This window comes from Roseobacter sp. S87, assembly GCF_055693285.1.
Map to the genome: position 1 here is coordinate 1,997,098 of NZ_JBVFTR010000004.1, position 12,816 is coordinate 2,009,913.

A 12,816-nucleotide genomic window follows, 5' to 3' on the forward strand; every position below is an offset into this window, starting at 1 on the left:
CATCCGGCACAACACACATTCTGCTCCGGAGACCGCCATGACCCTTCACGCTGTTGCCCTGATCGCCCCATCCCTGCTGGCGGCTGCCGCGCTGCTGGCAGCCCTGCGCCCTGCAACGCCTGCGGCGACCACCGCGCGCACCGCCGAAGCGGCCGCTCTTCTGGCCGGTGTGTCCGGTATCGTGGCTCTCATTGTTCTGTTGCTGCAGGGTCCTGGGACCACTGGGTTTATCACGGCAGGCCTCTCTGTCAGGGTTGACGCTCTGGCCGTGACAATGGCGCTGCTGGTCTGTTTTGTCGGCTGGGTGGTGCTGCGCTACAGCCGGACTTATCTGCGCGGTGAGGATGGTCAGCCAAAGTTCACAGCCCTGATCTGCGCGACCATTGCCAGTGTTCTGCTCTTTGTTCAGGCCGGCGGGCTCATGCTGCTGGTCGCTGCGTGGATTGCCACGAGCCTCTTCCTGCACCAGCTCCTCACCTTTTACAGCGACCGCGTCCCTGCACGACGCGCCGCGTACAAGAAATCCGTTATGGCGCGGATCAGTGACGTCGCTCTCATAGCGGCCGCGCTTTTGCTGGCCACGACCTTCGGGACCGGAGATATTGCCGCGATCCTGGCCGGAGCTGCCGGTGCCGAGGCGACACCGCAGATCACCGGAGCTGCAGCGCTGCTGGCTCTCGCGGCCGTTCTGAAATCCGCGCAGTTCCCCTTCCACGGCTGGCTCACCGAGGTCATGGAGACACCCACGCCGGTTTCCGCATTGCTGCACGCCGGTGTGATCAATGCCGGTGGCTTCCTGCTGATCCGCTTTGCGGACGTGCTCTTGCTGGCACCGGGAGTGCTTGCCCTGCTCGTCCTGATCGGCGGCGGGACGGCGCTCCTGGCCGGTCTGGTGATGCTGACACAACCGGCCGTCAAAACGTCACTCGCCTGGTCGACCGTTGCGCAGATGGGGTTCATGATCCTGCAATGCGGCTTTGCTCTGTTCTCTCTGGCACTGCTGCATATCGCGGCGCACTCGCTCTATAAGGCGCATGCATTCCTGTCGTCCGGCACGGCCGTCGAAGCTGTGACCGCCAACCGCAGGCCCGGACCCGTGGCGGTGCCCGGCGCTGGTGCTGTGGCTCTTGCCTTCGCTGTTGCGCTGTCGATCTATGCAGTGGTCGCGACCCTGTTCGGGCTGGGTGGAAAATCGCCGCAGATGCTGGCGCTCGGTGCAATCCTGATCTTTGGCGTTGCCTACCTTCTGGCACAGGGTTTCGCCGACAGGGCGCCCGTTCAGCTGACACGGCGAACCACGCTTTATGCGCTAACCGCGTCGCTCAGCTATTTTGCCCTCCAGACCGGCGCCGCGGCTGTCTGGGGACCCGCCCTGCCCGCAACACCGACCCCCGGTCTGCTCGAATGGTCGCTGATGACACTTGCACTGGTAAGTTTCGGCTCGGTGGCCATTGCTCAGAGCATGTTTGCCCACTGGGCCGGATCGCCCGCTTTTGCCGGCCTGCGCGTCCACATCGCGAACGGCTTTTACGCAAACGCACTGACAGACCGGTTGCTGAACACCCGCAGCCTCAGAAAATTCTCCTGACCCCTGATACCCTGCTCCGAACCCGAGGACACACATATGGCACTCGACTCCACTTCGCACCCGCTCTCAACTGACACGCTCGCCCGGCTGGCCGATGCTGCCGGCCGGCAGATCCCCCGGTCTGGCCGCTCGCCTCATCCGTCGCGGTCAACCCGTTCCTGGGCCAAAGCAGCATGTCGCTCGCAGAAACCGGCCGCTTGCTGGCGCGTATCAGTGACACACCGCTCACGATGCCCCGCGACTGGTTTGCAGACCAGATGTCGGACGGGGTAATCACCATAGCGGATCTGCAGGGCGCACTTGCCGCATCGCCGCATCCGTCGAAACCAAAGGACGTCGCGGCCCTCACCGCAGCGGCGAAATCGAATGACGTCGCGCGGAAAAAGCTGCCTCTGGCAGCCGATCTTCTGGCACTGCAGGATGGCACAGACTGGCCCGGGTTTATCGCCGAACGCACAGGGGCCTGGGCCTCCGGTTACTTTGATGCGGGCCAGGCCATGTGGAGTGCGCCGCGCGACGAGACAGCCTGGGCATCCTGGCGCGCCTTTGCTGTCAGCGATCTGAGCGCAGACGTTCAGGGGTTTTCCGGGTTCCGGGCACTGATCCAAAGAACGCCCGCCGATCCTCTCTCTGCCATAGAGGAAGCGACACGGACGCTCGGACTGACAGAGGCGGCCATTCCGGGATATTTCCACCAGGTTCTGATGGCACAGGGCGGCTGGGCGCAGGTTGCACGGTACGAGCTCTGGAAAGCCGAGCTTGCGGGCGGCACCGACGATACCCTGACCAGCCTGCTGGCCATTGCACTGACATGGGAGGCGGCTCTGTTCACCCGGTTCGGTGCGGTGTTTGCCGCTGAATGGACGGACACCGTTCTGGCGCATGCCACGCCATCAGCACCTGATGCGGACCATGTGATCAATGAAATCCTGCAGGAAGCCATGGAAAGGTCAGTCCAAAGGCGGCTTGCCGGTCAGTTCGCGGCACGGGAGGCCACAGCACCGTGCATCCGCCCGGCCCTTCAGGCAGCATTCTGCATTGACGTGCGGTCCGAAGTGTTTCGCCGCGCCCTCGAAAAAGCCGATACGGGCATCCGGACCCTCGGATTTGCCGGGTTCTTTGGCCTGGCAACCCGGCACAGCGCCTGTGGCTCAGACGTTGATGAGCTGCGCCTGCCGGTGCTGCTGAACCATGGACTGACCTCCGGCGAAGGCCAGGCCGGTGCCAGCGCCGCCAGAGCGGAGAACGACAAACGTTATCTCGCCCGCGCTCAAAGGGCCTGGGGCCGCTTCCGGCAGGCCGCCGTATCGTCTTTCGCCTTTGTTGAGGCTACGGGCCCGATTTATGCCGCAAAGCTTGTCAGCGACGCGATGGGGGGCAGTACCGCGCCTGCGCCCGGGACGGCATCCCCCTGCCCACAACCGGATATGGATACGGAGGCCCAGATCACTGCGGCGGCCAGCATCCTGAAGGCGATGTCTCTGACCAGTGGTTTTGCCCGTCTCGTGCTGCTGTGCGGTCACGGTGCGACAGCGGCCAATAATCCGCATGCCAGCGGGCTGCAGTGCGGTGCCTGTGGCGGGTATTCCGGCGAAGTGAACGCGCGGCTTCTTGCAAACATCCTGAACCGTCCGGAGGTGCGCGCGGGACTTGAGGACCAGGGAATCCAGATACCGGGTGACACCGTCTTTGTCGCCGGGCTGCACGACACCACGACAGATGATGTCACGCTTTACGCTCAGGACGTCGATATGCCGGAACACGGGGCGGACATCTCCCGGGCAACGGGCTGGTTGCGGACCGCAGGGCAACTTGCGCGGGAAGAACGGCTTGCGGGATTGCCGGGAGCCGAGACCACGCCAGACATCGCTGTGCGGGCGCGGGACTGGGCGGAAACGCGTCCTGAATGGGGTCTCGCCGGATGCCGCGCCTTTGTCGCGGCCCCCCGCAGCCAGACCAGCAGTGACACGCTGTCGGGCCAGGTTTTCCTGCACGAATACGATCACAGGCAGGATGCGGAAAACGGATTCCCCGTGCTGGAACTCATCCTGACCGCACCTGTTGTCGTCGCAAGCTGGATCAGTCTGCAGTACTATGGCTCCTCTGTTGCGCCGGAGGTTTTCGGATCCGGCAACAAGCTGCTGCACAATGTCACCGGCGGAATTGGTGTGGTCGAAGGCAACGGCGGCACACTCCGGACAGGACTTGCGCGGCAGTCAGTGCACGATGGCGAAAAACTGCGCCACGATCCGCTGCGTCTGTCCGTCTATGTTGCGGCTCCAAAGGAAGCGGTATCAGAAATTCTCGAGCGGCACCCTCAGGTCCGCGCGCTCTTTGACAATCGCTGGCTTCACCTCTTCACACTTGCCGACACAGGAGAGGTCACTAACCGTTACGCCGGTGATCTCAGCTGGACTGCTGAACAGGCTGACTGACGGAAACACTACTGGGCGCGGAACGGGTTGCCCCGGCTCCGCGCCTGCTCACATACTCCTTTGCAGGGCTTCGCCGGGTTATGCGCCCAGAACCGCCGCCGCTTTGGCAAAGTAATCGGGTGCGCCGAAGTTCCCGGATTTCAGTGCGATGACCAGATCGTCGCCTGCGCGCAATGCCGGCACACCGGGGTCAATCTCAGGCCCGATCTCCAGCGTCCTGAGCGCAAGCCCTTCGACCACAGCACCGGAGGTTTCTCCGCCCGCCGTCAGGATTTTGGGTACGCCACGTGCGACCAGTTCACGCGACACTTCGGCAAAAAAGCCTTCCAGCGCGGCAGCTGATGCTTCACGGCCAAAGGTGGCCTGGACTTCCCGCACAACATCCGGATCCGCGGAACTGAACGCCAGGGGAATGCCGTCTGCCGCGACCAGCTGATCCGCCATGCTGGCCGCGGTTACACGGCCCTCGATCACATCGGCTGCAACGATCTCGAACGCCGGGTTGGTTTTTCGGTGCAGCGCCACCTGCGCACGGGTTGCATTGGAGCACGAGCCGGACAGCGCCACACACTGGCCCGCCTGCCCCCGCCATGCGGCACCATCTGCCGACGTCAGACCACGCCGCCGGAAATTCGCAGGCAGGCCAAGCGCGACACCGGAGCCCCCGGTAATCAGCGGCAGACCGTCTGCTGCTGCCCCGATCTCGCGCAGGTCTGCATCCTGCAGCGCATCAACAACGATGTGCAGCGCGCCAGCTTCATGGGCCGCGTCGAGGCCCGCGCGGATCGCCTCAGCCCCTTTCAGCACGTCAGCAGCGGGTACATGCCCTACGCCATGTTTTGTTTGTGGCCTGAGCCACCGGCGGATATCGGGGTCCGTCATCGGGGTCAGCGGGTGGTTCTGCATGCCGCTTTCATTCAGCAGGACATCATTGACGAACAGGTGCCCCTGATACACCGACCGCCCTGTCCCGGGAAATGCGGGGCAGACAATCACCCGGTGCGCATCAAGTTCAGCGGCAAGCGCGTCAGCGACCGGGCCGATATTCCCGTCGGGGGTTGAATCGAACGTAGAACAATATTTGAAGAAAAACTGCTCACACCCCTGCGCCCTCAGCCACCGGAGGGCAGCCAGCGACTGTTCAACTGCGTCAGACGGATCGGTTGAACGAGATTTAAGCGCAACAACACCTGCCTCAACACCCGCTGCGGCCGGCCCTTCGGGCACGCCTGTATACTGAACGACGCGCATCCCTTCCTTGGACAGCGTATTGGCCAGATCCGACGATCCGGTGAAATCATCCCCGATGCATCCCAACAGCATTATGCGTCTCCCGGCAGTCTGAGGCCCGCGTTACGGGCATAGACCTTGGCAACAGCAGCATCATCCTCGCCGCCCAGACCGGAGCCGGAGGCCGCCAGAAACTGCTGCAGCGCAGCCGCCGTCAGCGGAGCGCCGAACCGCGCGGACTTTGCAATATCCAGAACGATTCCCAGGTCCTTGGGCCAGATATCCACCGACGAATGCGGCGCGTAGTCACCTGCAATGATATGCGGCGCGCGGTTTTCGAGCATCCAGGAGCTGCCCGCGCATTTGCTGATCACCTCCAGGAACTGTTCCGGCTCAACACCCTGCGTCATGCCAAAGGTCAGCGCCTCGGCCATGGCCGCAATGTGCACCCCCGCCAGCAGCTGGTTGACCGCCTTCATGGCGGACCCGGCACCGGCCGCGTCCCCAAGCTCAAAAACGGTTTCCGCGGTTGCATCCAGAACCGGTTTTGCCGCCGCGAAAGCCTCCGACGTGCCGGACGCCATGATGCTGAGCTGACCCTGCGCCGCTTTGACGGACCCGCCGGATATGGGCGCATCGAGGTAATGCACGCCCGCCTGCCCGCAACGCGCAGACATCTCACGTGCGAACGCCGGAGGCACCGTTGCACAGGTCAGCACCACAGCACCGGGTTTCAGCTTTGGCACAACCCCATCGGTACCAAAGAGCACCGCTTCGGTCTGTTCGGCGTTCAGAACAACGACAACGACGGCGTCCAGCGCACCCGCAATGTCACCAAGAGCGCCCCCGCTGCCGCCTTCGCTGCGAAAACGGGCCTCGCTGTCGGGGTTGATGTCATAGCCATATGTCGTGTGACCGCCCCGCAGCACGGACTGCGCAATGCCATAGCCCATGGACCCCAGGCCAATGACCGCTGTTGATGATGCCATGAATTTTCTTCCCTGTCTGATGCACCCGAACCGCAGGCCCGGTGCTTTTTCGGCGGCATACTGCCCCGGTCAGCCGCTGGCGTCAAAACGATAGATCGGGCATGGCGCTGTCAGCTGCGGATGATGGCCTCTGCTTCGATCTCGACACGGTATCCGCCGATCAGACTGGCGACCTCGGTCAGTGTGTTGGCGGGTCTGATGTCTCCGAATACACGTCCGTGCGCCTGTGAGACCGCCATCACATCCTCTGCGTCACTCAGATAGATCCGGGTGCGCACCACATCACGTATGTCAGCGCCCAGCGCACTGAGAGCACCGGCAATCCTGTCGAGGATGTATGTGGTCTGGGCCCCGGCATCCTCCGGCGCGATGATACGGTCCACACCCGCAGTTGCTGTGGTTCCGGACACCAGGATGCGGTCACCGATGCGCCACGCACGGCAATAACCGGCAATGTCTTCCCATTCGCTGCCTGTACCTACCTGTTTCTCGCCAGGCCGGTCCGGAACATCGCGCGCGTCCACCGATTTCGGCATTTCCTGCAGGTGATGGCTCAGGTCTCCGGACGCTGTCAGAAACGGCGGTCGGCGGTATTCATCGCCACAATCTCCGGGCAAAGGCTTTGATTGCGAAAAGGCCTCCTCAAGAAGTTCAAGGTCTGCCGTGGTCAGTCCGAACCCGAACAAACGGGCATTGTCCGCAGAGTGCCGCGCCTCGCCCAGACGTGCCCCGATGATCACCCCCGCGACCGCCGGGTTTTCCAGCACCCAGCGCGTTGCAACATTGGAAACGGAAACGCCGTGCCGGTCCGCAACGGTCGCCGCCGCGCGCAGAATGCCCTGAAACACGTCCCAACCGCCGGCGGCATCAATGAACCGGCGGTATTTCATTTTGCTCCAGTCGGACAGGCCCTGTGGGTCAGGCTGATCCAGCCACCGCTCGGACAAAAAACCACCCGCCAGTGTGCCGTAGCAGAGCAGACGCACCCCCTGGCGGCACAGAGCCTGGCCAGCGGGCCGCGCGCACGCCTGTCCACCAGCGAAAACGGCACCTGGTTACTGACCAGCGGCACACCGTCCGACAAAGCAAGCTGCAGATGCGCGGCATCAAAATTCGTGACCCCGATCTCGCCGATCATACCCTGTTCGCGCAGCTCCGCCATTTCGTGCAAAGCATCCAGCCAGGCCGGATGCTCAAAACTCCACCAGTGAAACTGCAGAAGATCAACGCGATCCGTACCCAGCCTGTCCAGCCGCTCCTGCACGCCGGCGCGGACAACCTCAGCGGTCATCGGCCCGGGCGTCGGGCACCATTTCGTGCAGACAACCGGCCGCGGCGTTGCCCCACGCCGCAGCAGCGCCCCGGTGATCAACTCGGACGTGCCGTAGTGATCGGCCATGTCAAAAGTGCGAAACCCTTCACCGGCATAGGCTGCCAGATGATCGGCGCCCGTTTCCGGGTCGATCAGCTCACCGTCCTTTTCGATGTCAGCAACCTGCCAGAGGCCGACGAGCGCGCGGGTCACGGAAAGGGTGTCCGTCAGTGGATACTCTGGCGGTTGTGACATTAGACATCCCCTCATGTTGCGCCGTTTCAGTTCTGCTAGATCACGCAACACTTGTCCATCCGGGTCGAAGACAGCAACGACCGTGGCACACTGGCTGTTGACAGGGTCACCCACAGCCAGCAACCTGATGAAAAGTACGGCTTTTGCCTGCGCGCGCGCCGGCAGCGCCGTCAGGGGGAACGGGATGTCGGCCGTAGAAGAAGAAAACGGGTTCTGGCTTTATGACCTGAAGGTGGAGACGGTTGTGGGCGACCGGACGGCTGTCTGCCGGCACGTGGAAGGCGAAAGCTTTTCGGTTCACGGCGAGCTGCTGGTTTTTGACAAAGGTCACAGAGTGTCCATGTACGCGCTCGCCGCCCTGCTGCCCCTGCTGCCTGCCAAACAGCGCGCGACGGCGGAAAACGACTGGATGTCGACCGATGCGGAAATCGCCTGTCCCGACCCGCATTGTGGTGGCCGGTTCAGGATCACGCGCGGGGACAAGCGCTGGTTCAGTCATGGCGAAACGACCGGACTGCCCGGTCAGCGCGAAACACCCTACTGGCAGAAAGAAGAGGCTGGGTCCGATGACTGAAACGGTTTTGCTGCGCCCCGGGCACCGGATGTCACGGGTGATCAAAGGCGGCTGGCAACTGGCAGGCGATCACGGAACCGTGGACCGCGCTCAGGCCGTCCGCGATATGGAAGCCTTTCTGGATGCCGGGATCAATACCTTCGACTGCGCAGACATTTATGTGGGTGTCGAAGAAATGATCGGCGACTTCATTGCCGACCTGCGCAGAAGCCGCGGTGCGTCCGTCGCAAACACGGTCTGTGTACATACCAAGCTGGTGCCTGATCTGGAATTGCTGGAAAGAATCCGCCCCCAAGACGTTGAGGCGATCGTCGACCGGTCGCTGCAAAGGTTGCAGGTGGAGCGCCTTGATCTTGTTCAGTTTTACTGGTGGGATCTGAGCCTTGGGGACCCGCTCGAAGGACTGAGTGCCCTGCGGGACCTGCAGCGCAGTGGAAAGATCGCAAACCTTGGGATCAACAACTGGGACAGGTCGCAGATCGCCCCATTTGTCGACGCGGGTTTCGACATTGCGGCAGCCCAGGTGCAGTATTCCGTTCTGGACAGACGCCCCGCCGGTGGGCTGAGCGACTGGGCTGCGGGCCATGACATGCAACTTGTCTGCTATGGAACACTTGCGGGCGGGTTCCTGACCGACGCCTGGCTGGGTAAACCAGATCCGGGGTTTGCCTTTGAAAACCGCAGCCTCGTGAAATACCGCCTCATCATTGATGAATTCGGCTCCTGGAATGCCTTTCAGGAACTGCTCCGCGCCCTCAAGACAATCGGGGACCGTCATGGCACCTCACTCAGCAGTGTCGCCACGCGCTGGGTGCTTGACCAACCACAGGTCGCGGGCGGCATTGTAGGCGCACGATACGCCCGGCATCTGCCGCGCACCCTTGAGGTATTTGATCTGACGCTGGACGAGGAAGATCACACCGTTCTGAACGCCGTGCTTGACGCACACCCAGGCCCGCAGGGCGACGTATTTGCGCTGGAAGCAGACCGGACAAGCCGGCACGGCCGCATTATGAAGTACAACCTGAACACCCGCCCCGACGACAAGGTGCTGGGCGCCGATGACTGAGCCAATCCTCAGCCTGCGGGGGGTCACGCGGGACTTCGGGCCGTTCCGGGCTGTGGATGATGTCACACTCGACATCGCACGTGGCTCGATCACCGGATTGATCGGGCCGAACGGCGCCGGGAAAACCACGCTTTTCAACGTGTTAACGGGGGCATTGGCACCCTCTTCCGGCCGGGTCAGCCTCGGCGGCCGGGATGTAACCGGAATGGCCTCAGACCGTCTCTTTGCCGCGGGTCTGGGCCGTACGTTTCAGATCCCACGCCCCTTTGCGCGCATGAGTGTTCTGGAAAACGTGATGCTCGCTCCCTCTGAACAGATTGGCGAGCGGCTCGGCGGGCCCTTTTTTCAGGCGCGGCGCATGCGAGATCAGGAAGCCGCCATCCGCCGGCGGGCACTGGAGGTGCTGGAATTCGTCACACTTGCGCCGCTGGCGGACCAGGCCGCAGGCCGGATTTCCGGCGGGCAGATGAAGCTGCTGGAACTTGCCCGTGTGCTTATGGGCGAACCCGACCTCATCCTGCTGGACGAACCTGCGGCAGGCGTAAACCCGACACTGACCCGTTTGCTGATCAGCAAAATTGAGGAGCTTAACCGACAGGGTAAGACCTTTCTGATCATCGAACATGACATGGATTTTGTGATGCAGCACTGCACCCCGGTCATTGCCCTGGCCGAAGGACGCGTTGTGTTCTGCGGCACGCCGGAGGAAGCACAGAAAGACCCGCTGCTGCTTGATGCCTATCTGGGGGCGGCGGCTCTTGACTGACATGGCACTTCAGGTCCGGAACATTACGGCGGGCTACGTGCCCGAGCTTGCGATTTTGCGTGGTATGAACCTCGATGCCCGCCGCGGGCAGGTCACGGTGATTATCGGCCCGAACGGTGCGGGAAAATCCACCCTGATCAAAGCCGTCGCTGGTCTTGTGCCTGTGAGCGCCGGAAAGGTGCTGCTTGATGCGCGGGATATCACGAACCCGCGGACCGATCAGATGGGTCAGCTCGGCATGGCCTATGTGCCCCAGACCGACAACATCTTCCGGTCACTCACGATCAGACAAAACCTCGAACTGGTTCTCCGGCAGGCAGGATCCGAGCGCGCCTCAAGGCTTAATGCACTGTTTCAACAGTTTCCCCCACTGGCTGAAAAACAAAAGGAAAAAGCCGGCTCCCTTTCCGGTGGTCAGCGCCAGTTTCTGGCGGTCGCCATGGCCCTGGCGATCAGGCCATCGGTGATGCTGATGGACGAACCTTCAGCCGGTCTGGCCCCGAAAGCGGCCGAAGAGGTTCTGGGTATGGTTCGGGCCCTGACCGATGACGGTGTCACCGTAGTCCTGGTCGAGCAGAATGTCAGGCAGGCGCTGCGGGTCGCGGATTATTGCTATATCCTCGCGGATGGACAGAACCAGGTAGACGGCCCTGCCAAAGCGCTGATGAACGACCCTGTGGTGGGCGAGATATACCTCGGCGGCAAACGGATGGCCGGCTCATGATCCAGCATCTCGCCGACGGCATCCTTGTGGGCTCCATTCTGTCGCTCGGCGCGATCGGGCTGACAATGGTAATGCATATGCTGCGCTTCGCCAACTTCTCTCATGCGGAACTTCTTTCGGTCGGTGCTTATTGCGCGCTCGTGTTCGACGGTATTTTCGCTGCTGTCCACGCCGGCCTTGCGCAGGCAATTGCGCCACTCAGCCTGACCCGGGCGCTGGCGCTCTCTGTCATCATTTCGATGATTGTCACCGGGATGTCCGCAGTGGCAATCGATCGGCTGGTGTTCCGCCGCGTGAGAGCTCTGGGCGGGGAGCTGTCGATGGTATTCGCCTCATTCGGGGTCGCCATGATTCTGCGCAACATCCTGGGGCTGATCTTCGGGCTGCAGGCGCAGCTCTATTCGAAAGACATAGTCTTTGCCGTCATGATCAGCAGTGATCCGCTTTTGCTGATCAAACCGGATCAGGTGTTTTCGCTGGTCGCAGCCCTTATATTTATGATCATCCTCCACCTTGTGCTGTCACGCACCACCTTCGGATACGCTCTGCGCGCGGTTGCTGAAAACCCCACCCTTGCTCAGGTTTCCGGTATCAGTCTGCAACGGATGATCTTTCTGATCTGGCTGATAGGAGGTGGCCTGGCCGCCGCAGCCGGCATCTTTTATGGTCTCACTAACCAGATAAACCCGGTGCTTGGCCGGGATCTCGTGCTGCCGATCTTTGCGGCGACCATCGTCGGGGGCATCGGCAGCATCTACGGCGCAGTGCTGGGTGGTTTTCTGGTGGGTATCGCGTCCAACATGGCGCTGCTGATCCTGCCGTCGGGATACAGCCCGGCGGTGCCTTTCCTGATCATTCTGGTGGTTCTGCTGATCCGCCCGACCGGACTTTTCGGTGAGGAACGCGCATGATCGGGATCATCTCCTATCTGGTCTTTTTCAGCACGGTCGCTGCGATCCTCGCCATTGCCGTGCTGGGGCTGAATCTTCAATGGGGCAACACAGGTCTGTTCAATGGTGGGGTCGTGGCTTTCTTTGGCGCAGGCGCTTATGCGACGCTCATCCTCGGCGGCACGCCTCAGGAGGGCCATCTGGGCGGTTTTGGCCTTGCTTACCCGCTGGCTCTGCTGGGCGGGATGCTGGTGGCCGGGATCATGGCGTGGATTGTCGGTATCCTGACGCTCCGGCTGCGGCACGATTACCTGGCCATTGCCACTTTCGGCGTCGCTGTAGCGTTTGAAAATCTCATGCGCAACGCCGAAGGTCTGGCAGGCGGCGCGCAGGGTTTGCGCGGGTTTGAAAGGCCCCTTTTTGACCTGCTGGGCGGTGGTCTCGTTTACAATGTGGTTTTCCTGCTCTTTGTTCTGGCGCTTCTGCTGATGGTTTATACCGGCCTCGAACGGCTGATCCGCTCGCCCTTCGGTCGTCTGCTGCGCGCGATCCGCGAGGATGAAACGGCGGCCCGGTCACTTGGCAAGAACCCTGCGCGCGTCCGTCTGGTCTCCTTTGTCACCGGGTCGGTCATCATGGGCATGAGTGGTGGACTCTACGGCACCTTTTACGCTTTTATCTCTCCTCAGGATGTTCTGCCGATCCTGACGTTCCAGATCTGGGCCATGCTCATCGTGGGTGGTGCCGGGAATAACCGCGGTGCCGTGGCCGGCGCTTTCCTGATCTGGGGTGCCTGGACGGCCAGTGGCTGGGCGCTGTCGCGTTTCGCCCCGCAGGATGTGCAGCTTTATACCGGCTCCGTTCAGTTCATCCTGATTGGGTTTGTGATTGTGGGTATGCTGCTCTGGCGCCCACAGGGATTGTTTGAAGAAAAACTGGTGGTCTCGCAGCAAGGACATGCCACAACCAAAAGATAACAGGGAG

The 12,816-nt window shown here is 62.1% G+C and carries 11 protein-coding genes and 1 pseudogene; 8 read left to right on the forward strand and 4 right to left on the reverse strand.

Annotated elements, in window-relative coordinates; genetic code table 11:
• Positions 1 to 37: 37 nt before the first annotated feature.
• On the forward strand, positions 38 to 1,588 hold the full coding sequence (locus tag ACZ1HA_RS10845) for a proton-conducting transporter transmembrane domain-containing protein (protein ID WP_472713867.1): 1,551 nt from the start codon (positions 38 to 40) through the stop codon (positions 1,586 to 1,588).
• Positions 1,589 to 1,624: 36 nt separating this feature from the next.
• Positions 1,625 to 4,023 (forward strand): annotated as a pseudogene (locus tag ACZ1HA_RS10850) (YbcC family protein).
• Between the two features lie 78 nt (positions 4,024 to 4,101).
• Here ACZ1HA_RS10850 and otnK read toward each other — a convergent pair.
• The 4 genes from otnK to ACZ1HA_RS10870 all read right to left on the reverse strand — a co-directional run bounded on the left by otnK (position 4,102) and on the right by ACZ1HA_RS10870 (position 7,809).
• Positions 4,102 to 5,346: a 3-oxo-tetronate kinase gene (gene otnK, locus ACZ1HA_RS10855; RefSeq protein WP_472713868.1), complete on the reverse strand. Its 1,245-nt coding sequence runs from the start codon at positions 5,344 to 5,346 to the stop codon at positions 4,102 to 4,104.
• Complete coding sequence (gene ltnD / locus ACZ1HA_RS10860) at positions 5,346 to 6,242, reverse strand: L-threonate dehydrogenase (RefSeq protein WP_472713869.1); 897 nt, start codon at positions 6,240 to 6,242, stop codon at positions 5,346 to 5,348. The genes otnK and ltnD overlap by 1 nt, the downstream gene beginning before the upstream one ends.
• 110 nt (positions 6,243 to 6,352) lie before the next feature.
• The gene (locus ACZ1HA_RS10865; RefSeq protein ID WP_472713870.1) at positions 6,353 to 7,189 is read right to left on the reverse strand and encodes a RidA family protein; all 837 of its coding nucleotides are present in this window, start codon (positions 7,187 to 7,189) and stop codon (positions 6,353 to 6,355) included.
• On the reverse strand, positions 7,129 to 7,809 hold the full coding sequence (locus tag ACZ1HA_RS10870; RefSeq protein ID WP_472713871.1) for an aldo/keto reductase: 681 nt from the start codon (positions 7,807 to 7,809) through the stop codon (positions 7,129 to 7,131). Before ACZ1HA_RS10870 ends, ACZ1HA_RS10865 begins: the two co-directional genes overlap by 61 nt.
• Positions 7,810 to 7,993: 184 nt before the next feature.
• Between ACZ1HA_RS10870 and ACZ1HA_RS10875 the strand changes: the two genes are divergently transcribed.
• From ACZ1HA_RS10875 to ACZ1HA_RS10900, 6 genes are read left to right on the forward strand one after another with little or no spacing between them, the layout of a single operon-like run.
• The gene (locus tag ACZ1HA_RS10875) at positions 7,994 to 8,383 is read left to right on the forward strand and encodes a TIGR04076 family protein (protein ID WP_472713872.1); all 390 of its coding nucleotides are present in this window, start codon (positions 7,994 to 7,996) and stop codon (positions 8,381 to 8,383) included.
• The gene (locus ACZ1HA_RS10880; RefSeq protein WP_472713873.1) at positions 8,376 to 9,452 is read left to right on the forward strand and encodes an aldo/keto reductase; all 1,077 of its coding nucleotides are present in this window, start codon (positions 8,376 to 8,378) and stop codon (positions 9,450 to 9,452) included. Before ACZ1HA_RS10875 ends, ACZ1HA_RS10880 begins: the two co-directional genes overlap by 8 nt.
• On the forward strand, positions 9,445 to 10,218 hold the full coding sequence (locus ACZ1HA_RS10885; protein WP_472713874.1) for an ABC transporter ATP-binding protein: 774 nt from the start codon (positions 9,445 to 9,447) through the stop codon (positions 10,216 to 10,218). Before ACZ1HA_RS10880 ends, ACZ1HA_RS10885 begins: the two co-directional genes overlap by 8 nt.
• A 1-nt stretch (position 10,219) precedes the next feature.
• Positions 10,220 to 10,942: an ABC transporter ATP-binding protein gene (locus tag ACZ1HA_RS10890; RefSeq protein WP_472715323.1), complete on the forward strand. Its 723-nt coding sequence runs from the start codon at positions 10,220 to 10,222 to the stop codon at positions 10,940 to 10,942.
• Positions 10,939 to 11,853 carry a branched-chain amino acid ABC transporter permease gene (locus ACZ1HA_RS10895; protein ID WP_472713875.1) on the forward strand — a complete coding sequence of 305 codons (915 nt, stop codon included), beginning with the start codon at positions 10,939 to 10,941 and terminating at the stop codon, positions 11,851 to 11,853. Before ACZ1HA_RS10890 ends, ACZ1HA_RS10895 begins: the two co-directional genes overlap by 4 nt.
• Positions 11,850 to 12,809 carry a branched-chain amino acid ABC transporter permease gene (locus tag ACZ1HA_RS10900; RefSeq protein WP_472713876.1) on the forward strand — a complete coding sequence of 320 codons (960 nt, stop codon included), beginning with the start codon at positions 11,850 to 11,852 and terminating at the stop codon, positions 12,807 to 12,809. The genes ACZ1HA_RS10895 and ACZ1HA_RS10900 overlap by 4 nt, the downstream gene beginning before the upstream one ends.
• Positions 12,810 to 12,816 lie beyond the last annotated feature (7 nt).